This window comes from Sinimarinibacterium flocculans (assembly GCF_003201205.1).
GTDB classification, from domain to species: domain Bacteria; phylum Pseudomonadota; class Gammaproteobacteria; order Nevskiales; family Nevskiaceae; genus Solimonas; species Solimonas flocculans.
Genome location: NZ_QICN01000012.1, coordinates 94290 through 114374, shown reverse-complemented (window position 1 = coordinate 114374; position 20085 = coordinate 94290). Strand labels below are relative to the sequence as shown.

Here is a 20085-nt window from a genome sequence, read left to right as displayed (position 1 = left end):
CGCGCCTGTCGACCATCCGCTGCGCCCGTGCAGGAGCCTTCGTGAGCCACATCCTATCGATCCAGCAACTCGGCAAGACCTATGCGTCGGGCTTCGAGGCGCTGAAGAACGTCGATCTCGACATCCGCCGCGGCGAGATCTTCGCGCTGCTCGGCCCCAACGGAGCCGGCAAGACCACGCTGATCAGCATCGTCTGCGGCATCGTCAACGCCAGCGCCGGCCGCGTGCTCGCGGACGGGCACGACATCGCCCGCGAGTTCCGTGCCGCGCGCGAGAAGATCGGCCTGGTGCCGCAGGAACTGCTCACCGATGCCTTCGAGAGCGTCTGGGCCACCGTCAGTTTCTCGCGCGGCCTGTTCGGCAAGCCGCGCGACGATGCGCACATCGAGAAGGTGCTGCGCGAGCTGTCGTTGTGGGACAAGCGACACGAGAAGATCATGGCGCTGTCCGGCGGCATGAAGCGTCGCGTGATGATTGCCAAGGCGCTGTCGCACGAACCCAAGATCCTGTTTCTCGACGAGCCGACCGCCGGCGTCGACGTCGAACTGCGCCGCGACATGTGGGCGATGGTGCGGCGCCTGCGCGACGACGGCGTGACCATCATCCTGACGACGCATTACATCGAGGAAGCCGAGGAGATGGCCGATCGCATCGGCGTCATCCACAAGGGCGAGCTGATCCTGGTCGAGGAGAAGGCGGCGCTGATGGCCAAGCTCGGCCGCAAGCAGCTGACCCTGCATCTGCAGCAGCCGCTGAACGAGGTGCCGCAAGGACTCAACGGCTACACGCTGGAGCTGGCCGACGACGGCCATGCCCTGGTCTACACCTTCGACACGCAGACCGAGCAGACCGGCATCGGCGCGCTGCTGCGCCGGCTCAACGAGCTCGGTGTCGACTTCAAGAGCCTGCAGTCGAGCGAGAGCTCGCTGGAGGACATTTTCGTCAACCTGGTCAGGAGCCGTTCGTAATGGCTGCGTCTCCGATGCACTTCAACATTCACGGCGTCCGGGCCATCTACCGCTTCGAGATGGCGCGCTGGTTCCGCACGCTGCTGTCGAGCATCGCCTCGCCGGTGATTTCGACCTCGCTGTACTTCGTCGTCTTCGGCGCTGCCATCGGCTCGCGCATGGGCGACATCGGCGGTGTGCCGTATGGCGCCTTCATCATTCCGGGTCTGGTGATGCTGACCCTGCTGACCGAGAGCATCTCCAACGCCGCCTTCGGCATCTTCATGCCCAAGTGGTCCGGCACGATCTACGAGGTGCTGTCGGCGCCGGTGTCGACCGCCGAGATCGTCATCGGCTACGTTGGTGCCGCGGCGACCAAGTCGGTGCTGCTCGGCTGCCTGATTCTCGCGACCGCGCGCGTGTTCGTGCCCTACGGCATCGAGCACCCGCTGTGGATGCTGGCCTTCCTGGTGCTGACCGCGGTCAGCTTCAGCCTGTTCGGCTTCATCATCGGCATCTGGGCCGAGAGCTGGGAGAAGCTGCAGATCGTGCCGCTGATGATCGTCACGCCGCTGGCCTTTCTCGGCGGCAGTTTCTACTCGATCGAGATGCTGCCCGGCATCTGGCGCGAGATCGCGCTGTTCAATCCCGTGGTCTACCTGATCAGCGGATTCCGCTGGAGCTTCTACGGCGTTTCCGATGTTGGTGTCGGCATGAGCCTGGCGATGATCGGCATCTTCCTCGCCCTATGCCTGGGCGGCATCACCTGGATTTTCCGCAGCGGCTACAAGATCAAGCGCTGAAGCCGGCCGCTCAGTGGCGGCCGGACTTGCCGAACAGCGGTTCGCTGCGGGCCAGCTGCTTCAGCGGTACGGCGTCGATCCCCTCGGCGAGCGCGTAGCCCTTGTCGCCGGGGTAGATCACGGCGATGCGACGCAGGCCGAGATCCTGGCGCGCGATGCGCAGCGACGGCGTCAGCCGCGGCGCGTCCGCGCGCTTGCATTCGACGCCGAGCAGGCTGTCTCCGCGGCGCAGAATCAGATCGATCTCGGCGCCCTGATGCGTGGCCCAGAACCAGGCCTCGTCGTGCGGTTCCGCGGCCAGCACCTGTTCGATGACGAAGCCCTCCCAGGACGCACCGAGCTTGGGGTGGCTGAGCAGCGCTTTCTCGGAATCGATGCCGAGGAGCAGATGCAGCAGGCCGCTGTCGCGCACGTAGACCTTGGGTGATTTGACCTGCCGCTTGCCGATGTTGGCGTGCCAGGGCTGGAGCTGGCGGATCATCAACGCGTCGGTCAGCAGGTCCAGATAGCGTCTTGCGGTCGACTCGCTGACACCCAGCGCGCGCGCGGGCTCCGCCGCGTTCCAGGTCTGTCCGTGATAGTGCGCGAGCATCGTCCAGAACCGTTGCAGTGCGATGGCCGGCACGCGTACGCCCCATTGCGGCAGATCGCGCTCCAGGAGGGTCTGGATGAAGCTCTTGCGCCACGCCGTGCTGGCCGCCTCGCCGCGAGCCAGAAAGGCCAGCGGGAAGCCGCCGCGGCGCCACAGCGTGGGCTCGGCCTTCTCGCCGAGCTCGCTCAGCGTGAAACCGCCGATGACGATGCGCTCCATGCGCCCGGCCAGTGTTTCGGAGCTTTGCCGCAGCAGGTCGCCCGACGCGCTGCCGAGAATCAGGAAGCGTGCCGGTGCGGGGCGGCGGTCGGCCAGCACCCGCAGGACCGGAAAAAGCTCCGGACGGCGCTGCACTTCGTCGATGACGACCAGACCCTCGAGCGGGGCGAGTGCCGTCATCGGTTCGTCAAGGCGCGCGAGACTGGCCGGGTCCTCCAGATCGAAATAATTGGGCGAGCTTTCGTCGACGAGCTCGCGCGCCAGTGTGGTCTTGCCGCACTGGCGCGGTCCCACGAGCACGACGACGCGGCTTCGCCTGAGTGCTGCCGACAGCGCGCCGTGAATGGCGGTGCGTTTGATCATCGGCGCTGAATGTACCATGAAAAACCGTCATGACATCACCGATATTCATGTAGAAGGTTCGGCTGCCCGACTCCTGGTCAGGCCACCCGGCGCAGCGGTTCGGCGTTGACGAGGAAGTCGCTTGCCCGTCCGACCACGCGCGGGTCGGTGAGGATGCGCCAATGGCCGAGCCCTTCGGTGGCCAGGAACTCGGCGCCGGGCCAGGCTGCCGCCATGCGCTCGCCATGCTCGAACGGCACGAGCACGTCGTTGCGGTCGTGCACGATCAGTGCCGGCACCTGGTAATCGCGGGAGAGGTGGCGGATGTCGACCTCGTCCGGATGCACGCCGGTGTGGCGCGCGATCACGTCGAAGAAACGCGTCCGTGCGCGTGGCTGCAGGTTGACGCCGTCGGCGTACTGTTCGAGCACGCTGCGCAGGCTCGACGGCCCGCCGAGCAGCACCGCGCGCTGCGGCGACAGGCCCAGGCTGAGGGCGTAGCCGATCGCGCCGGCACCCATCGAGTGGCCGACCACCGCTTCGAGATTCGGGATCTCGACCGCAGCCTCGAGCAGCGCGTGCGTGAACAGGATCGCGTTGGACTCGTTGCCGGGCGATTCGCCGTGACCCGGCGCGTCGAGCGCGACGACCTGGCGACCGGCCTGCAGCAGCGGATCGATGAAATGCGCGAACTGTGTCGGCCGGCCTTCCCAGCCGTGCAGCATCAGCACCACGGGTGCGTCGCGCTCGCCCCAGCGCAGGGCCGAGAGCCCGAAGCGGAAGCCGACGCGCTCGGCGCGGGCGAGCGCATCCGCCTCCCAGGCTTTCGGCGCATGGGCGCGCGGCCGCATCAGCACGCGTCGCGAGACGCGGGCGCTGATACCCGGTGCCAGACGGCCAGTGACGGCGTTGAAGCGGCGCAGGGAATTGAGCAGGTTCATGGGGTTCTCCGGTGGGGCGAGTCAGTGCAGGGCGACTTCGACGGCGCCATCGATGCGTCGGCGCACCTCGGCGATCCACTTGCGCACCGGCGACTGCGGAGGCGCCGACGGGCGCGATGTGCGTGTTTCGGCGGGCGCGGTCGGCGTGGCGCTCACGTTGGCGACCGGGGCCTGCGCCTCGATCGTGCTGACGCTCATCGGCGCTGCCGATCCGTAGGCCTGGGCGGCTGCCGAAGGCGCGAGGATGGCGACGGTCAGGACGGCGGCCGCGAACCGGGACGGGGGGATGAGGCTCATGGCGGACTCCGGGGTCAGAGGGACGGAGCCAGACTATTCCTGTCGGAGAAGTTGATAAGCTGGGCAAAAGGCAAATGATTAATTCCATAGTGGAATGAATAGAAGAACGAATGAGGCGTGAGTGGAGCCGCGATGGACGATCTCAATCACGTGCTGACCTTTGCGCGCGTGGCCCAGGCCGGCAGCTTCGCTGCCGCTGCCGAACGGCTGGGCATTGCGCCATCGGTTGCGAGCAAGCACGTCGCCAAGCTCGAGCGCGCGCTGGGCGCGCGCCTGCTGCAGCGCTCGACCCGCAAGCTCTCGCTGACCGAGGCCGGGCGCGCGTACTACGAGCACTGCGCACGCATCGTCGAGGAACTGGAGCAGTCGCGCGCGGCGGTTGCGAGCCTGCAGGCCGAACCGGGTGGCCGCCTGCGGGTGACCTGCATCAACTCCTTCGCCGGCTGGGTGATCGCGCCGATGCTGCCGGCGTTCTTCGAGCGCTACCCGAAGATCGCGCTGGAGATCGTGACCAGCGACCGCATGATCGACCTGGCCGAAGAGGGTTTCGACCTTGCGCTGCGCATCACCGGATCGCCGCAGCCGAACCTGGTGGCACGGCGCATCACCGAGGTGCGCTTCCTGGTCGTCGGCACGCCGGAATACTTCGCGCGGCACGGCATGCCGGAGACGCCGTCCGACCTCGCCCGGCACAACTGCCTCGGCTTTCCGCTGAGCGTGGCCGAGCACGTGTGGCGTTTCACGCGCGGCGGCGAGCAGGTGGCGGTGAACGTCGGCGGCAGCCTCGACATCAACAACGTCGATGCGCTGCGCTACAACGCCCTGGCCGGCGTCGGCGTCGCCTTGCTGCCGAGTTTCGCCGTCGGCAAGTACCTGCGCGACGGCCGGCTGGTCGCGCCGCTGCCGGACTGGCGCGGCTTCAACGAGTCCACGCTCTACGCGGCCTACCTGCCGAACCGCTATGGCTCGCCGAAGCTGCGCGCCTTCGTCGACTTTCTCGTCGAGACCATCGGCGATCCGCCGTACTGGGACACGCTCGATCTGCCGGCCAATGCCCCGGTTGCCGCGCGACGCCGCTGAGCCGGCCGCGCTACAGCAGCTTGATCACCATGTCGACCAGCGTGCGCGTGAGCCGCTCGCGCGACAGATGCGCCGGCCGGTACAGCACGCTCTGCAGGATCGCCGACCAGACCATCGTCATCAGCAGGTAGGTGCTGGCTTCGAGGTCGTCGAAGTGGATCACGCGCTGGCTCTTGTGACCGCCCTCGCGGGCGATGTGCTGCAGCGTGTCCGACAGGTCGCGGACCTCCGGGATGTCCCAGAGAAATGGCACCTCGCGCAGGGCCACGCGCAACAGCGGCCCGCGTTTTTCCAGCGCCGCGGTCATTGCCCGCATCCAGTAGTCGATGCCGCCGCGCGGCTGGTCGTCCAGGGCCAGCGCGACGCGCATGCTCTCGGAAACCTCCTCGGCGATCTCGCGCATCACGCGCGCCAGCGCCGTGGCCACGATCGACTGCTTGTTCGGGAAGTACTCGTACAGCGAGCCGATGCTGACGCCGGCGACCTCGGCGACGCGGTTGGTCGAGACCGCGGCATACCCCTCCGCCGCGAGAAGCCGAGCCGCGCTCTCGACGATGGCGTCGAACGTCGCCCGTGCGCGGGCCTGCCGGGGCTGCTTTTTCGGCTGCAGCTCAAGTGCTTGACGGTGGCTGTCGGCGGTCATGCAGGGGACGCGGGTTTCCGAGTATTTCCGAGCTTTTATTCGGGATAAGCTTAGCGCCTTGGTCGTCAATCGGGCAGTACATCCGGTGGCGCGGCCGGGATCTGGGAGAGACACATGACGCGCAGCATCGCGCGGCGCACGGCCGCACTGCTGATCGCCCTGATGGCGGCAGGCTGCGCCGGCGACTACGAGGGTGCCCCCGGCGCCGGCAGCGGCGGCCCGGCGCCCGGCGGCAACGCGGGCAGCATCGACGCGTTCTACAAGCAGCGCATCGAACCGCGGCTGGCGTTCTGCCGCACCTGCCACGTGCCCGGCGGCGTCGCCGACGTCGAGGACGGGCGCCTGTTCATGCTGGGCGTCGAACCCGGCAACGACCAGCCGCTGCTGCGCGCCTCGTGGGAAGCACTCGGCGGCAACGGCGTCGGCGATCAGGCCGAGTCGCGCATCCTGTTGATGCCGTCGGGCCGCGACGCGCGCAGCCACAGTGGCGGCGCGCCGTGGCCGGTCGACAGCGCCGCCTATGCGGACATGGCGGTGATGCTGGCGTGTTTCGAGCATCCCGCGGGATGTCTGGACGGCACCGGCGGCGGGCCGGTGGTGGCGGACGCGCCGCTGCTCGGCAGCGCTCGCGGCGGTCACGCCTGGTTCGACTTCTGCGAAGGCCGGGACGATTCCGTCGCCTTGCCGCCCGACCCGCGCTCGCTGGTCGTGCCCGGCGTCAACGCCGGCAAGGCGGTGTTCTTCAATGCGTACTGGAAGGACTGCCATCGCGAGGACGTCCCGGTCGGGGAGGAAGACGCACCGACGACCTGCGGCGAACTGCGCGACCAGTGGGCGCGCGGCGAGGCGCTGATCAAGGGCGACGGCGCGATCGGCGCCGGCTGGTACTTCGGCGGCAGCGGCCTCGACGGCAACTTCAGCGCCGCCGACTACAACCTGCTGTGGCAGGCCTGGGGCCTGCCGGGGCGGCCGGACAACTTCGATCAGCTTGCCGCCGAGCGTTACGGCATGGCGCTGGGCACTGCGCGCAATCCGTATCCGATGCCCGGCGAAAATCCGGACGCGAGCGACGGCGGCAGCGGCCAGTTGCCGGTCGGCTTCACGCAGCTGCGCGGCAGCGACGGCACCTGGACCGGCAACATCGGCGTGAACTGCCATGTGTGCCACAGCGGCAAGGTCGGTGATCCCGACGAGGGCGAAGGTCTGGGCGTGGTCTTCGGTGGCAGCAACAGCCTCAGCGAGTTCGGCCAGATCGACATCGATCTCGGCGGCAGCGCGGTGCCCGGCGTGCCGCTGCCGCTCCCGGTGGTCGTCGGCAAGACGCGCGGCACCAACAACGCACTGGCGCTGCAGATCATCGTGTTCCTGATCGCGCAGGACATCCGGCCGCTCGATCCGGACTTCCTCGGCTTCGCGCTGCTCACGCCCAACGGCGGTTCGATCGACGCGCCTGCATGGTGGAACATGGGTCATCGTCCGGTGAAGTTCCAGGACGGCTTCCTGGCGATGGACGCGCTGCGCTCGGACTTCGGCTTCTACCTGCCGGGTCCGGGGCCCGGCGGCTTCGACTGGGTCAGGCAGCATGTGCGTGCCGGCGATACCTACATCAGTTCGCTGAAGGCGCCGGCGTGGCCGCAAGCGGTCGATACCGCGCTGGCCGAACAGGGGGCGGTGCTGTTCCACGCCAAGGACCTGTGGGCCGCGGAGCTGAACAACCCGGTGCCGCGCCCCGAGGCCGGCAACGGCTCCTGTGCGAGCTGCCACGGCGCCTATGCGCCGCGCTACGTCAACGATCCGGCCTTTCTCGACACGCCGGCGCTCGAAGGCATCGCCAGCTACATCGTGCCGCGCGACCTGATCGGCACCGATCCGGCGCGCGTCGACAGCGACAGCGAGGCGGCCGAGCAGCACGGCAAGGACAACTTCTTCGCCTATCCGGAAACGATCAACGCCGATCCGGATCTCGACTGCAGCACCCAGAACCGTGCCGAGATCCGCCAGGGCCGCGAGGTCGGCTATCTCGCGCCGCCGCTGTACGGCGTCTGGGCCAGTGCGCCGTACTTCCACAACGGCGCGGTGCCCACCGTCTGGGGCGTGCTCCAGCCTGCCGATCGCCCGACGATCTGGCGGCGCGTGTCGACGCCGACGCGGCCGGACCAGTTCGGCCAGGTGGTGATGGGCTACGACACGCGTTTCGCGCGCGCCTACGACCGCGAGCGGCTGGGCTGGAAGTACGACGTGCTCGCCTGCGGCGACGAAGGCACCACGCCCTACCTCGATTGCAATCCGTCGAACCATCCGGACGACCCGAACCTGTCGCTGCTGCTGAACCTGCTCAGCGGCAGCAACCCCTACACCTGGTACGTCGGCTTCGGCGCCACGCGCAACGAACAGCTCGAGGACCGCAAGATCTACAACACGGCGATGTATGGCCAGGGCAACCAGGGCCACGACTTCACCGCCGTGCTCACCGATCAGGAGCGCCGCGCGCTCATCGAGTACCTCAAGACGCTGTAGTGCGCGGAGGCCCGTCCTGTCCCGAGGTGCGCCGCTGTGCGCGATACGCGGTCGGTGTCATGCCCTTCCAGCGCTTGAAGGCGTGAATCAGGCTGGCGGGTTCCGAGTAGCCGAGGCGCTGGGCGACTTCTTCTAGCTTGAGGTCGGCGGTGGTCAGCAGTTCCTCGGCCAAGGTCTGGCGTACCTCGTCGCTCAGCGCGCGGAACGCCGTGCCCTCGGCCTCGAGCCGCCGGCGCAGGCTGCGCTCCGACATCAGCAGATCGCGGGCGACGGTGGTGGCATCGGGCAGCACGCCGGGTGTCTGCAGCAGGCGTTCGCGCACCTGGCCGGCGAGGCCGGTACGCGCCTGCCGGCGTGAGAGCAACTGCCCGCACTGTTCCAGGCACATGCGCGACATCAGCGGATTGGCCTGCGGCAGCGGCGCGTCGACGTCCGCGAGATCGAAGCGGGCGCCGTTGCGCTCGGCGCCGAAGACCGGCACGACGCCGCCAATCTCGGCAAAGCGCGCGGCATAGTCCGGCGCCGCGCAGCGAAAACGCAGCTCGCGGATCGGCAGGCCGCCGGGCCGCAGTTCGCGGATGACGTTGCAGCAGGCGGCGAAGTCGCGTTCCAGCAGGAACTGACGGACGTCGCCGGGAATCTCGTCGTCGTCCATGTCGACCCAGAAGGCGCTGCCGTCGTCGCCGAGACGAAAGCGCACGAAGGCGTAGGACAGATCGAGAAAGCGCGACACGACGTCGGCCACGGCGCGGAAATTCGGGCTGCTCAGCAGCGCGAAGCCCCAGATGCCGTAGGCGGACAGGTGGTAGCGCAGACCGGCGTCGAGCCCCAGGCCCGGGACATGACCCAGGTGCGCGACGAGATTGCGCACGAGTTGCAGTTCCTGCGCCGGCGCGATCTCGGCGTTCGGGTCGATCAGCGTCGGTCCATCGATGCCGGTGTCCCGCAGCGCGGCCTCGTGCGCCAGGCCGTGTTCGGCCGCGAGCTGCACGAGCAGCTGTGCGCTGACGACGGTGCGGCGGACGACGTTGTGCGGCATGGCCGGAATTATCAATCGATTGGCCAGCGCCGTCATCCCGCAGCGGGCGTCGAGCTGACAAGATGCGGCACGGCAACCCTGGTACAGGTGGAGGAGAACATGGCCGACGGCAGCAACAAGGCGGTCCTGAAGGTCGCGATCATCGGCAGCGGCTTCGGCGGCCTGGGCATGGCGTACTCGCTCAAGCAGTCCGGCATCGAGCACTTCGCGATCTTCGAGAAGGCGCAGGACCTCGGCGGCACCTGGCGCGAGAACACCTATCCGGGCTGCGGCTGCGACGTGCCCTCGCACTTCTACTCGTACTCTTTCGAGCCGCACTACCCCTGGGCGTGGCGCTACGCCCGGCAGGGCGAGATCCTCGCCTACCAGCATCACGTGGCGAAGAAGTACGACTTCGAGCGGCATGTGCGCTACGGCATGGAAGCCACCGCGATGACGTTCGACGAGGCGCTCGGCCTGTGGACGGTGACCTTCGCCGACGGCAGCACGGTCGAGGCCGAAAGCGTCGTCAGCGCGGTCGGACAGCTGCACCAGCCGGCGTATCCGGACATCCCCGGACGCGAGCGCTTTGCCGGCAAGACCTTCCACTCGTCCCACTGGGATCACGACTACGATCTGAACGGCAAGACCGTCGCCGTGATCGGTACCGGCGCCAGCGCCGTGCAGTTCGTGCCGGAGATCGCCAGACAGGTCGGCCGGATGCACCTGTTCCAGCGCTCGCCGGGCTGGACCTTCCCGAAGGTGGAAAAGCAGTTCTCGCGCTTCGAGCGCTGGCTGCTCGACACCGTGCCCTTCGTTCACGACCTCGACCGGCTGCGCATCTTCCTCATCTGCGAGCTGCTCGCGGCGGCGTACAACGGCAACCGGCCGCTCGCCTGGCTGGTGACGTCGATCTCCAAGCTGCAGGCTTGGTGGCAGGTGCGCGATCCGGCCCTGCGCGCCAAGCTGCGCCCGGACTTCCCCATCGGCTGCAAGCGCATCCTGCTGACCAATGCCTGGCTGCCGGCGCTGGCGCGCCCGAACGTCGAGGTCGTGGACGACGCGATCAGCGAGATCACCGAGAGCGGTGTACGCACGGCTGACGGCAGGCTGCGCGAGGTCGACGCCATCATCTACGGCACCGGCTTCAAGGCCACGCAGTTCCTGACGCCGATGCGCGTGCGCGGCCTCGGCGGCAAGGATCTGCACCAGGTCTGGAATCACGGCGCCGAGGCCTACTACGGCATGGCGGTGTCGGGCTTCCCGAACTTCTACATGCTCTATGGGCCGAACACCAATGTCGGCTCGGGTTCGATCATCTACATGCTCGAACGCCAGCAGCGCTATGTGACGCGGTTGCTCAAGGCGCGCGAGGCGCACGGCTGGGACTGGCTCGACGTGCGCGCCGAAGCACAGGCGGCCTATGCCGCCGAGATGCAGCGACGCAGCGAAGGCACGACCTACAGCGGCGACTGCCAGAGCTGGTACAAGACCGCGGACGGTCGCAACACCAACAACTGGGTCGGCTCGATGACGGAATTCTCGCGGCGGCTCAGACAGCCCGTGCTCGAGGACTACCGCGGGGTCACGCGACCGGTGGCCGTGCCCAAGGCAGCCTGATCCGCCCGGAGCGGTAAACCCCATTTCTCGCAGTGATCGCGACACACTGCGCATCCACCTGACGAACGAGCGCACGCCGATGCACGCCCGCCCGCCCGCCCAGATCACCGATGCGCCAGCGCCCTGGCGGCTGCGGGGTCGCGGCTACATCAGCCTGCTGCGCTTTCCCGGGAACAGCACGGCGCAGGACGCCTTCGTGCCGCCCAGCCTCGCCGGCCGGCGCTCGGGTTCGCGTACGGCGTGGATGATGTTCGTCGACTACGCGCACTCGGATGTCGGGCCGTACCACGAGCTGCTGTTCATTCCCGGCAGCTTCCCCTTCGAGGACGGCCGACGTCACCTGTCGATCAGCCGCATCTTCGTGTCGTCGATGGACAGCGTCGTCAACGGCCAGCGCAACTGGGGCATTCCCAAGGATCTCGCCCGGTTCGACGTGCGCTACGGCGACGACGGCATCGACGAAGTCACCGTGCGCCAGGACGGCGAGCTGATCGCCGGGCTGCGCTACCGCAGCTGGCCGCTGCCGCTGCCGTTTTCGACTGCGCTGGTGCCGCGTGCCTGGCGAACGCTCGGCCAGCACCGCGACGGCAGCAGCTTCATCTACACGCCGTCGGCAAACGGCTGGATCAGGCCGGCGCGTCTGCTCGAGGCGCGTTCGAATCCCGCACTGTTCCCGGATCTCGCCGGCGCCTCGTCGCCGCTGTCGGTCGCGGTGCCGCGTTTTGCGATGACGTTTCCGGTGTCGACGGTGCTGCCGCTGTCCATCGAGTAGTCTGGGCGGTAGAAACGCAGGCGGCTGCGGCTTCGCCGTTTCGGGCATCTTGCGCGTTGCTTCTCGGCCAATAGAACCCGCTATTGGCCTCAAACCAACGCGAAACCCGCCTCGAAACCGCTTTGACTCGCCTGCCAGCTTCCTACCGCCCAGACTCCTAGACGCGGCATGTCCGTCGCTCAGGCTGGAGCCAGCTTCAGCTTCAGGCCTAGCGCGCGAGCGACCTTGAGCACGGTCGCGAAACTCGGATTGCCTTCGCCCGACAGCGCCTTGTACAGGCCTTCTCGGGTCAGGCCTGTATCGCGCGCCAGTTGGCTCATGTTGCGCGCGCGCGCGATCACGCCGAGCGCATGGGCGATGTAAGCCGGGTCGTCGCCGCCCTCCTCCATCACCGCGTCGAGGTAAGCGACGATGTCTTCCTCGGTCTTCAGATAGTCGGCGCTGTCGTAGCGGCTGAATGTTTCCTTGACCATGCCTCAGTCCTTCCAGTCGGCAGCAATGCGCCTGGCCAGCTTGATGTCTCGTGGCTGGGAGGCCTTGTCGCCGCCGCAGAGCAGGACGATCACGAGCGAGCCGCGTCGCATGAAGTACACCCGGTATCCGGAGCCGAAATCGATGCGCATCTCGGAGAGGCCTTCGCCGATTGGCTTGACGTCACCGGGATTGCCGGTCGCCAGACGATCCAGCCGCGTCAGGGTGCGAGCACGGGTTTGCGCGTCACGCAGTCCGGTAAGCCAAGCGTCGAAGGTGGCGCTCCTGATGAGCTCGACCATATGTGAACTGTAACTGACAATCCGAAGGCCGTCAACTACAGTTCACATCTCGACGGGCTCACTCCCAGATCACCGCCTTGCGTGCGGCGAACCAGCCGTCGATCTTGGGCGCGGTGCGTTCCTCGATGATGTTGCGGCGGATCTTCATCGTCGGCGTGAGCGCGCCGTTGTCGATGGTCCACGGCTCCTTCATGACCACGGCGAAGGCGAGCTGCTCGTGCGGGTCGATGCCGGCATTGACTTCGTCGAGCAGCGATTTGAGTTCGCCCTCGAGTGCCGACTTCTGTTCGGCATCGGCCACGATCAGCTTGCGCGTGTCTTCCGACAGCAGCATCAGTGCGAACGTGGCCTGCTGGTTGGCGCCGCCGACGCAGACCGCCTCGACCTTCGGATGCGCGCCGAGCTTGTTCTCGATCGGCACCGGCGCCACGTACTTGCCCTTGGACGTCTTGAACAGCTCCTTGACGCGACCGGTGATGCGCAGCCGGCCCTGCTCGTCGATCTCGCCCATGTCGCCGGTCTTGAAGAAACCGTCCGGCGTGTAGCACTCGGCGGTCTTCTCCGGCTCCTTGTAGTAGCCCATCATCTGGCCGGGGCTCTTCACCAGCACTTCGCGCGTCTCCGGGTCGATGCGGCACTCCACGCCGACGTTCGCCTGCCCGACGTAGCCGATGCGCGCCGAACTCGGCCGGGTGAAATGCGAGTACGCCATGTTCTCGGTCATGCCGTAGGCCTCGAGCAGTTCGAGGCCGAGGCTGCGGTACCACGCGATCGTCGGCGGCGGCAGCGGCGCGGCGCCGGTCAGCGCGATGCGCACGTGGTCCAGCCCCAGGCCCTGCAGGATCTTGTGCTTGATCTTGCGGCCGAGGATCGGGATGCGGAACAGGACGTTCTGCTTCTTCTTCGGCAGCTTGGCCTCGACGCCGAGCTGGAACTTGGTCCATAGCCGCGGCACCGAGAAGAAGATCGTCGGGCGTGCTCGCTGCACGTCGGCGACGAAGGTATCGAGCGACTCGGCGAAGAAGACGTGGAAACCGTGATAGGTGGACTGCGTCTGCACGACCACGCGCTCGGCGACGTGGGCGAGCGGCAGGTAGGAGATCATGCGGTCGTCCGGGCTCGAAGGCATGATGTCGACCATCTTCGTACCGCAGACGTAGAACGAGCGGAAGCTCTGCATCACGCCCTTGGGCTGCCCGGTGCTGCCGGAGGTGTAGACCACCGTGGCCAGCTCGTCGAGGTCGCGGTCGGGCGTGCCCTGCAGCGGCGCCGTGCGCGCGACGATGTCGTCCCACTTCTCGCCTTCGGTCTGCGGCGCCAGCGGCAGCGTGATCACCGGCAGGCCGTCGGGCACGCCCGGCTTCATCGTCTCCCAGCCGTCGAGCTTGCCGACGAACAGGACCTTCGCCTCGCTGTGCGTGAGGATGTAACGCACGGTGTCGGCCGCCAGCGTGGGGTACAGCGGCACCGACACGTGGCCCGCCATCCAGATCGCCCAGTCGGTCATCATCCAGTGCGCGCTGTTCTTGCCGAGGATGGCGACGTTGCTCTTCGGCGGCAGGTTCAGCGACTGCAGGTGCGTGGCCATCCGCCGCACCTGATCCAGAATCTGCTTCCAGGTGTACTCGACGGCCTTGCCGCCGCCGACGGGCTGCGTGAGGTGGACGGTGTCGGGGCGTGTGCGCTCCCAGTGATAGAGGCACGCCAGCGGCGTACGCGGCGCTTGTGCGGCGGTCATCGGCAGATTCTCCTCCTGCTCGCGATTGGACTACCGGCACGGGCATGCCGGACAGGGGCGACTATATCCACCCGCCGCGTCGCCGGGAAAGGTCACCATCGCTTTCACGAGTAGGCCGGCGCGATCCGCACGGCCGCGGGCGGATTGTTCTTGGCAATTCATCCGCTTGCGGCTGCGCGCCGGCGTCCGGCAATCCGAGTGGAACGGAGGGGTCGGCGCAGGTAACGTAGGGCCACGATGAGAGCGGCGCATACGCCGCAGGCCTGTGCCCCTCGGTGCGGGCGCCGAGTGCGGAGGAGAGTCCGACAACGTGAACATGAAACTGAGCCGCTGTCTGCGCCCGGCTGTCGCCGCGCTGGCCATCGCCGTGGCCGGCTGCGCCGGGGAATACGATGGCCAGGCCGGTGGCGGCGGCGAAGGCCCGGCGCCCGGAGGCGGCAGCTACTCCGGCCCGCAGGACTTCTACGCCAAGCGCATCGAGCCGCGGCTCGCGTTCTGCCGCACCTGCCACGTCCCCGGCGGCGTCGCCGACGTCGATGACGGGCGACTGCTGATGCTCGGTCCCGAGCCCGGCAACGACTACGCCCTGCTGCGCGCGTCGTGGGAAGCGCTCGGCGGCAACAACCCGGTATCCCGCATCCTGCTGATGCCCTCGCAGCAGGACGAGAAGTCCCATTCCGGCGGCTATCCGTGGCCGGCCGGCAGCGCGGCCTACAAGGACATGGCCGTGATGCTCGACTGTTTCGAGGACCCGGCCGGCTGTCTCGACGGTGCCGGCGGCGGCCCGGTCACCGAGGATGCCCCGCTGCTCGGCAGCAAGCGCGCGCAGCACGTCTGGGCCCGCTACTGCGAAGGCAAGGACGACAGCGCGCTGCTGCCGCGCGACCCGCGCACCCTGGTGCAGCCGGGCACCATCGCGACCGACCTCGCGGTGTTCTACAACGCCTACTGGCAGGACTGCCACGCGCACATGCCCGAGGCCGAGCGGCAGGCGCAGACCTGCGGCGAATACCGCGCGCGGCGCGATCGCGGCCTCGCGTTCCTCATCGACGAGCTGCCGGTCGGCGCGACGAGCGCCGAGGACTACAACAACACCTGGCAGAAGTGGGGCCTGCCCGGGCGCCCGGACAACTTCGACCAGCTCTACACGCTGCGCTACGGCCTCAACCATGCGCCGTTCGACAACCCCTACCCGCTACCCGGCGAAGACCCGATGGCGACGGACGGCGGTTCCGGGCAGCTGCCGCTGGGGCTGCGCCAGCTCAAGGACGACAACGGCCAGTGGACCGGCGAGATCGGCACCTCGGCCTGCTTCCAGTGCCATGGCGGGCAGATCGGCGAGCCGGCGCAGGGCGAGAACCTGATCGGCCTCGACAATCTCGGGCTCGGCAACAACAACTACGACGTGGTCATCTCCGGCCAGGATGCGTCGCCGTTCGCCGGCACCTACTTCTCGACGCTGCTGCCGCCGCTGTCGGTGGATTCGCTGTTCAACATCGGCATCAAGCAGCGAGGGCAGAACAACGCCGTCGGCGCGTTCGAGTTTCTCGTCACCGTGCTCGACCTCGATTCGCTCGGCCTGAATCCGAATCCGCTGAAGACCATCGTCGGCGTCACCGGTGTCGTCGATGTCGCCCATCCCCTCGCGCACACGCAGGACACGCCGCCGTGGTGGAACATGGGTTCGCGGCCGCGCAAGTTCTTCGACGCCGGCGTCTCCAACGACTCCACGCGCATTATCATGGCCGCCGGTCCCGGTGAGTTCGAGGAGCTGGTGTCGGCCAGCGGCGATCTCTATCGCAATCGCATCGAGCAGTACGACCAGGATCTCGAAGCCTTCTTCCTGTCGCTGCGCTCGCCCCAGTGGCCGGGCGAGATCGACACTGCGCTGGCCGAACAGGGCGCGGTGCTGTTCCACACCAAAGACCTGTGGGCCGAGGAGGCCAATGCCGGCGCTCCGGCGCCGCTGGGCGGCAACGGCTCCTGCGCGAGCTGCCACGGCGCCTACTCGCCGCGCTACGTCGAGGACCCGGCCTACCTGCAGACGCCGGAACTCGAAGGCGTGGCCGGGCACATCTCGCCGCTGGACGTCATTGGCACCGATGCGGCGCGTTCCGACATGCTCACGCCGACGCTGCGCGAGCGCTGGGACACGACCTTCTGGGGCTACAACGACGGCGCCGAAGGCTATGTCGCGCCCGGCGACAAGGATCCGCTGACCGAACTGCTCGACGACATGTATCCGCTCGAACTGCGGCCGATGGGCGTCTGCGGCTGGGAGAAGGGCGTGATCGGCTACCAGGCGCCGCCGCTGTACGGCGTGTGGGCCACGGCGCCGTACTTCCACAACGGCTCGGTGCCGACACTGGAGCAGGTGCTCGATTCGTCGCAACGCCCGGCGATCTGGCAGCGCCAGTTGCAGGAGGATCAGGGCATCAGGGGCTTCGACCAGCGGTTTGCCCAGGCCTTCGATACCGAAGCCATCGGCTGGAAGCACACGGCGCTGGCCTGCACCGATATTCCGGGCAGTGCGGTGGCCAACTGCAATCCGGTCGACGACGAGGGGCCGTCGCTGGTGCAGATGACGCAGAACTTCCTCAACGGACTGGTGAGCTGGACCGGCATCGTCAACATTCCGGACCCGCTGCCGGGCGCCGTCGACAAGCGCCTGGTCTACGACACGCGCATCCTCGGCAACGGCAACGGCGGGCACACGTTCTCCGATGCGCTCACCGATGCCGAACGGCGCGCGATCATCGAGTACCTCAAGACCCTGTAGCCGTTGCCGTGCGCTGCGCCTGCTCGCGTACCGCGAGCACGGCGCAGACGCGGCCGTTGACGCCGAGCTTGCCGTAGATGTTCTTCAGGTGCCACTTGATGGTGTGATCGGTGAGCGCCAGCGCGCGGGCGATCTCGCGATTCGACCAGCCGCCGGCGACGTAGCGCAGCACCTCGAGTTCGCGGTCGGTCAGCGGTTCGCGCCCCGCCCAGTTGTCTGCAGCGGTCTCCGGCCAGTCCGCTCCCTGTGTGCCGCGGTCGATCATGACGGCTCGATCCTCGCGACGCGCATGCCGCGCGTGACCGGTTGCTCTGCCGCCACTTCGATGCGCAGCACGCCACTCGCCGGCGCGATCAGTTCGACGATCGCCTTGGACTCCATCAGCTCGGCGATGACCACGCCCTGCTGCACGGTCTCGCCGTCGTGCACCAGCCAGGTGGAGATCACCGCATCGCCGTCGTCGCCGAAGGCCTCCATCGGAATCCGCACCTCGCTCATACGACCTCCGCCTTCATCGATGCGCGCACCTGCGCGACGATCTTCGCTGCGTCCGGCAGCAGCGGATGCTCCAGCGCCGGCGAGAACGGGATCGGCACGTTCGGGTGGGTGACGCGCTGCGGCGCCATGCGCAGCGCGACGCCGCGTTCGCAGACGCTGGCGATCAGTTCGGCGGCGACGCCGCAGCTGCGGTAGTCGTCGTCGACCACCAGCAGCCGGCCGGTGCGTGCCACCGAGGCGCAGACCGTGTCGCGGTCGAGCGGCGCGAGCGTGCGCAGGTCGATGACCTCGGCCTCGATGCCGTCCTGTGCGAGCTGCCCCGCGGCGTCGAGTGCGTGATGCAGTGTCGCACCCCAGCCCACGAGCGTGAGGTCGCCGCCTTCGCGCACGACCGCGGCACGGCCGATGTCGAGCGTGTAGCGTTCCTGCGGCACATGCACGATCGAGCCCGGCACCGTGCCGAGCCAGCCCATGCCCTGCAACGCCTTGTGGAACATGAACACCACCGGGTTGTCGTCGGCGATCGCCGCGAGCATCAGGCCCTTGGCGTCGTGCGCATTCGACGGCATCACCACCTTGAGGCCCGGCATGTGCGCGAAGCTCGCGTACAGGCATTGCGAGTGCTGACCGGCATCGCCGTAGCCGCCGCCGACCGAGGTCATCAGCACCATCGGGCAGCGCACGCGGCCGCCGGAGAAGTACGACTGCTTGGCGGCGAGGTTGTAAATCGCGTCGAAGCAGACGCCGAAGAAGTCGACGAACATCAGCTCCACGACCGGCCGCATGCCCGATGCCGCGAGGCCCACCGCGGCACCGATGAAGCCGGTCTCGGAAATCGGCGTGTCGCGCACGCGCTCCGGTCCGTGCGCGGCGAGCAGGCCCTGCGTCGTACCGAACACGCCGCCGAGCTGGGCGATGTCCTCGCCCATGACCAGCACCGAGGGATCGTCGCTCATCGCCTGCGACAGCGCCTCGCTGATCGCCTTGGCGATCGTCAACCTGCGCGGCGAAGCGTGCGGGGCACTCATGCGAACACCGCGGTCAGCGCATCCGCGGCCTCCGGGTAGACGTCGTTACGCGCGAACGCGAACGCGCGTTCGACCTCGGCGCGCGCCTCGTCCTCGGCGCGATCCAGGGCGCCGGCGTCGTGGCCGGCGGCCAGCAGGCGCTCGCGGTAGGCCGGAATCGGGTCGCGCGCGCGCAGGCGTTCGAGTTCACCGCTGGGGCGGTACTGCTCGCCATCGCCCATGAAGTGGCCTTCGAGACGGTCGGTCTCGATCTCGATCAGCGTCGGTCCGCCGCCGCGGCGCGCGCGGGCAATGGCCTCGCCCGCGGCGGCGAAGATCGCGTCCGCGTCATTGCCCGGCACAAAGACGCCGGGCATGCCGTAGGCGGCGGCGCGTTCGGCATTGCGCTGCACCGCGGTCGAGGCGTTCTTCGCCACCGAGATGCCCCAGGCGTTGTCCTCGATGACGAAGACCGCCGGCACCTGCCACAGTGCAGCGAGATTGAGCGATTCGTGGAACGCGCCCTGGTTGGCGGCGCCCTCGCCGATGAACGACACCGCCACGCCGTCGCGCCCGCGCAGCCTGGCCGCCAGCGCGGCGCCCACCGCCGGGCCCATGCCCTGCGCGATGATGCCGGAGCAGCAGAAGTTCACCTCCGGATCGAACAAGTGCATGTGGCCGCCGCGACCGCCGGACAGCCCGTGGCGCTTGCCGAAGATCTCCGCGGTCATCGCGTCCAGTTTCACGCCCTTGGCGATGGCGACGTGATGCGGGCGGTGCGTCGCCGTGACCGCATCGTCGGTGCGCAAATGTGCGCAGACGCCAACCGCGCAGGGTTCCTGTCCGCTCGACAGGTGCATCTCGCCGGGAATCGGGCCCTTGGCCATGTTGAACAGCGGCTGCTTGCCTTCGAGGTAGGCGGGCTTGATCGCGTCCTCGTAGCAGCGGCTCTTGACCATGGTCCGGTACATCCACAGGCGCTGGCGCGCGTCAGGCTGCATCGCGTGCCTCCGTGTTCCCGGCCGCCCCTGCCGCGGCGAGTCCTTCAAGATAGCTGTGGTCGAGCATCGCCGTCACCGCGTCGTTCTCGCCGAGGAAGGCCACCGGCCCGTGGTTGGTGAACAGCAGCTCGGTGTACTCGGGAAAGGCCGTGTGATCGTGGATCGCGCCCAGCGGCTCGTAGCCCCAGGTACCGGCGAGTGCGCGGCCCATGCGGTACTCCATGCGGCCCTTGAGCACGTAGTACTCGCCGGCGCCGAAGTGGCGGTGACGCGGAAAGAAGCTGCCGGGCTGGCAGCGGAACATCACGGTCCAGCGGCCGGTCTCGGCGCTGGTGAACAGCAGACGAAAGTCGATGCCGGGCACGACTGCGTGCCAGGGCAGGGCCGCGGTCTCGCGCAGCATTTCGTCGGTCAGGTTCTCGCTCATCGGCTGGCTCCTCGTACGCACCGTCGGCGAAGGCTACGGCGCCGGTGCGGCGGCGTTCTTGGATTTGCGTG

20 protein-coding genes are annotated in these 20085 nt (G+C 68.1%); 7 read left to right on the top strand and 13 right to left on the bottom strand.

Going from position 1 to position 20085, the window contains the following annotated elements; all coding sequences use genetic code 11:
* Positions 1–41 precede the first annotated feature (41 nt).
* Both C8D93_RS18110 and C8D93_RS18105 read left to right on the top strand, forming a co-directional pair.
* Positions 42–968, top strand: a complete 927-nt coding sequence (locus C8D93_RS18110) for an ABC transporter ATP-binding protein (RefSeq protein WP_110266649.1) — start codon at positions 42–44, stop codon at positions 966–968.
* Positions 969–982: 14 nt separating this feature from the next.
* Complete coding sequence (locus tag C8D93_RS18105) at positions 983–1750, top strand: ABC transporter permease (RefSeq protein ID WP_110266676.1); 768 nt, start codon at positions 983–985, stop codon at positions 1748–1750.
* A gap of 10 nt (positions 1751–1760) precedes the next feature.
* Here the strand turns inward: C8D93_RS18105 and C8D93_RS18100 are convergent, their stop codons facing one another.
* The 3 genes from C8D93_RS18100 to C8D93_RS18090 all read right to left on the bottom strand — a co-directional run bounded on the left by C8D93_RS18100 (position 1761) and on the right by C8D93_RS18090 (position 4141).
* Positions 1761–2924, bottom strand: a complete 1164-nt coding sequence (locus tag C8D93_RS18100) for an ATP-binding protein (RefSeq protein WP_110266648.1) — start codon at positions 2922–2924, stop codon at positions 1761–1763.
* A 77-nt stretch (positions 2925–3001) separates the two neighbouring features.
* A complete protein-coding gene (locus C8D93_RS18095) occupies positions 3002–3844 on the bottom strand; it encodes an alpha/beta fold hydrolase (protein ID WP_110266647.1) in 843 nt (280 codons plus the stop codon).
* Positions 3845–3865: 21 nt separating this feature from the next.
* On the bottom strand, positions 3866–4141 hold the full coding sequence (locus C8D93_RS18090; protein WP_110266646.1) for a hypothetical protein: 276 nt from the start codon (positions 4139–4141) through the stop codon (positions 3866–3868).
* 132 nt (positions 4142–4273) lie between these two features.
* Between C8D93_RS18090 and C8D93_RS18085 the strand changes: the two genes are divergently transcribed.
* Positions 4274–5221, top strand: coding sequence for a LysR family transcriptional regulator (locus tag C8D93_RS18085; protein WP_110266645.1), 948 nt, complete (start codon positions 4274–4276; stop codon positions 5219–5221).
* A gap of 10 nt (positions 5222–5231) precedes the next feature.
* Here the strand turns inward: C8D93_RS18085 and C8D93_RS18080 are convergent, their stop codons facing one another.
* Entirely contained in the window at positions 5232–5864 is a 633-nt protein-coding gene (locus C8D93_RS18080) for a TetR/AcrR family transcriptional regulator (protein ID WP_110266644.1), read from the bottom strand.
* Between the two features lie 114 nt (positions 5865–5978).
* Here C8D93_RS18080 and C8D93_RS18075 point away from each other — a divergent pair, with 114 nt between their 5' ends.
* Positions 5979–8381: a c-type cytochrome gene (locus tag C8D93_RS18075; RefSeq protein WP_110266643.1), complete on the top strand. Its 2403-nt coding sequence runs from the start codon at positions 5979–5981 to the stop codon at positions 8379–8381.
* On the opposite strand, the gene C8D93_RS18070 is transcribed toward C8D93_RS18075, so the two are convergent.
* A complete protein-coding gene (locus C8D93_RS18070; RefSeq protein ID WP_110266642.1) occupies positions 8368–9420 on the bottom strand; it encodes an AraC family transcriptional regulator in 1053 nt (350 codons plus the stop codon). The genes C8D93_RS18075 and C8D93_RS18070 overlap by 14 nt on opposite strands.
* 99 nt (positions 9421–9519) lie before the next feature.
* On the opposite strand from C8D93_RS18070, the gene C8D93_RS18065 reads away from it, so the two are divergent.
* Positions 9520–11019, top strand: coding sequence for a flavin-containing monooxygenase (locus C8D93_RS18065; RefSeq protein WP_146216651.1), 1500 nt, complete (start codon positions 9520–9522; stop codon positions 11017–11019).
* A gap of 79 nt (positions 11020–11098) precedes the next feature.
* Positions 11099–11791, top strand: a complete 693-nt coding sequence (locus C8D93_RS18060) for an acetoacetate decarboxylase family protein (protein ID WP_110266640.1) — start codon at positions 11099–11101, stop codon at positions 11789–11791.
* A gap of 179 nt (positions 11792–11970) precedes the next feature.
* On the opposite strand, the gene C8D93_RS18055 is transcribed toward C8D93_RS18060, so the two are convergent.
* The 3 genes from C8D93_RS18055 to C8D93_RS18045 are packed head-to-tail and all read right to left on the bottom strand — an operon-like array spanning position 11971 to position 14302.
* Positions 11971–12264: an addiction module antidote protein gene (locus C8D93_RS18055; RefSeq protein ID WP_110266639.1), complete on the bottom strand. Its 294-nt coding sequence runs from the start codon at positions 12262–12264 to the stop codon at positions 11971–11973.
* Between the two features lie 3 nt (positions 12265–12267).
* The gene (locus tag C8D93_RS18050; RefSeq protein ID WP_110266638.1) at positions 12268–12564 is read right to left on the bottom strand and encodes a type II toxin-antitoxin system RelE/ParE family toxin; all 297 of its coding nucleotides are present in this window, start codon (positions 12562–12564) and stop codon (positions 12268–12270) included.
* A gap of 58 nt (positions 12565–12622) precedes the next feature.
* A complete protein-coding gene (locus C8D93_RS18045) occupies positions 12623–14302 on the bottom strand; it encodes an AMP-binding protein (RefSeq protein WP_110266637.1) in 1680 nt (559 codons plus the stop codon).
* Between the two features lie 316 nt (positions 14303–14618).
* Here C8D93_RS18045 and roxC point away from each other — a divergent pair, with 316 nt between their 5' ends.
* The gene (gene roxC / locus C8D93_RS18040) at positions 14619–17081 is read left to right on the top strand and encodes a putative rubber dioxygenase RoxC (RefSeq protein WP_110266636.1); all 2463 of its coding nucleotides are present in this window, start codon (positions 14619–14621) and stop codon (positions 17079–17081) included.
* On the opposite strand, the gene C8D93_RS18035 is transcribed toward roxC, so the two are convergent.
* From C8D93_RS18035 to C8D93_RS18015, 5 genes are read right to left on the bottom strand one after another with little or no spacing between them, the layout of a single operon-like run.
* The gene (locus tag C8D93_RS18035) at positions 17068–17346 is read right to left on the bottom strand and encodes a response regulator transcription factor (RefSeq protein ID WP_110266635.1); all 279 of its coding nucleotides are present in this window, start codon (positions 17344–17346) and stop codon (positions 17068–17070) included. The two genes, roxC and C8D93_RS18035, sit on opposite strands and share 14 nt — an antisense overlap.
* The gene (locus tag C8D93_RS18030; RefSeq protein ID WP_110266634.1) at positions 17343–17579 is read right to left on the bottom strand and encodes a lipoyl domain-containing protein; all 237 of its coding nucleotides are present in this window, start codon (positions 17577–17579) and stop codon (positions 17343–17345) included. Before C8D93_RS18030 ends, C8D93_RS18035 begins: the two co-directional genes overlap by 4 nt.
* A complete protein-coding gene (locus tag C8D93_RS18025) occupies positions 17576–18607 on the bottom strand; it encodes an alpha-ketoacid dehydrogenase subunit beta (RefSeq protein ID WP_110266633.1) in 1032 nt (343 codons plus the stop codon). The genes C8D93_RS18030 and C8D93_RS18025 overlap by 4 nt, the downstream gene beginning before the upstream one ends.
* A complete protein-coding gene (locus C8D93_RS18020; RefSeq protein WP_110266632.1) occupies positions 18604–19587 on the bottom strand; it encodes a thiamine pyrophosphate-dependent dehydrogenase E1 component subunit alpha in 984 nt (327 codons plus the stop codon). The genes C8D93_RS18025 and C8D93_RS18020 overlap by 4 nt, the downstream gene beginning before the upstream one ends.
* Positions 19577–20014, bottom strand: coding sequence for a 2,4'-dihydroxyacetophenone dioxygenase family protein (locus C8D93_RS18015; RefSeq protein ID WP_110266675.1), 438 nt, complete (start codon positions 20012–20014; stop codon positions 19577–19579). Before C8D93_RS18015 ends, C8D93_RS18020 begins: the two co-directional genes overlap by 11 nt.
* Between the last annotated feature and the right edge of the window lie 71 nt (positions 20015–20085).

What these genes read in the sequence shown, in the direction of transcription:
- C8D93_RS18020 (WP_110266632.1), bottom strand. Translation starts at nt 19,587, where the DNA reads ATGCAGCCTGACGCGCGCCAGCGCCTGTGGATGTACCGGACCATGGTC.
- roxC (WP_110266636.1), top strand. Translation starts at nt 14,619, where the DNA reads ATGAAACTGAGCCGCTGTCTGCGCCCGGCTGTCGCCGCGCTGGCCATC.
- C8D93_RS18045 (WP_110266637.1), bottom strand. Translation starts at nt 14,302, where the DNA reads ATGACCGCCGCACAAGCGCCGCGTACGCCGCTGGCGTGCCTCTATCAC.
- C8D93_RS18015 (WP_110266675.1), bottom strand. Translation starts at nt 20,014, where the DNA reads ATGAGCGAGAACCTGACCGACGAAATGCTGCGCGAGACCGCGGCCCTG.
- C8D93_RS18055 (WP_110266639.1), bottom strand. Translation starts at nt 12,264, where the DNA reads ATGGTCAAGGAAACATTCAGCCGCTACGACAGCGCCGACTATCTGAAG.
- C8D93_RS18050 (WP_110266638.1), bottom strand. Translation starts at nt 12,564, where the DNA reads ATGGTCGAGCTCATCAGGAGCGCCACCTTCGACGCTTGGCTTACCGGA.
- C8D93_RS18065 (WP_146216651.1), top strand. Translation starts at nt 9,520, where the DNA reads ATGGCCGACGGCAGCAACAAGGCGGTCCTGAAGGTCGCGATCATCGGC.
- C8D93_RS18060 (WP_110266640.1), top strand. Translation starts at nt 11,099, where the DNA reads ATGCACGCCCGCCCGCCCGCCCAGATCACCGATGCGCCAGCGCCCTGG.
- C8D93_RS18100 (WP_110266648.1), bottom strand. Translation starts at nt 2,924, where the DNA reads ATGATCAAACGCACCGCCATTCACGGCGCGCTGTCGGCAGCACTCAGG.
- C8D93_RS18035 (WP_110266635.1), bottom strand. Translation starts at nt 17,346, where the DNA reads ATGATCGACCGCGGCACACAGGGAGCGGACTGGCCGGAGACCGCTGCA.
- C8D93_RS18025 (WP_110266633.1), bottom strand. Translation starts at nt 18,607, where the DNA reads ATGAGTGCCCCGCACGCTTCGCCGCGCAGGTTGACGATCGCCAAGGCG.
- C8D93_RS18085 (WP_110266645.1), top strand. Translation starts at nt 4,274, where the DNA reads ATGGACGATCTCAATCACGTGCTGACCTTTGCGCGCGTGGCCCAGGCC.
- C8D93_RS18090 (WP_110266646.1), bottom strand. Translation starts at nt 4,141, where the DNA reads ATGAGCCTCATCCCCCCGTCCCGGTTCGCGGCCGCCGTCCTGACCGTC.
- C8D93_RS18105 (WP_110266676.1), top strand. Translation starts at nt 983, where the DNA reads ATGCACTTCAACATTCACGGCGTCCGGGCCATCTACCGCTTCGAGATG.
- C8D93_RS18070 (WP_110266642.1), bottom strand. Translation starts at nt 9,420, where the DNA reads ATGCCGCACAACGTCGTCCGCCGCACCGTCGTCAGCGCACAGCTGCTC.
- C8D93_RS18080 (WP_110266644.1), bottom strand. Translation starts at nt 5,864, where the DNA reads ATGACCGCCGACAGCCACCGTCAAGCACTTGAGCTGCAGCCGAAAAAG.
- C8D93_RS18095 (WP_110266647.1), bottom strand. Translation starts at nt 3,844, where the DNA reads ATGAACCTGCTCAATTCCCTGCGCCGCTTCAACGCCGTCACTGGCCGT.
- C8D93_RS18030 (WP_110266634.1), bottom strand. Translation starts at nt 17,579, where the DNA reads ATGAGCGAGGTGCGGATTCCGATGGAGGCCTTCGGCGACGACGGCGAT.
- C8D93_RS18075 (WP_110266643.1), top strand. Translation starts at nt 5,979, where the DNA reads ATGACGCGCAGCATCGCGCGGCGCACGGCCGCACTGCTGATCGCCCTG.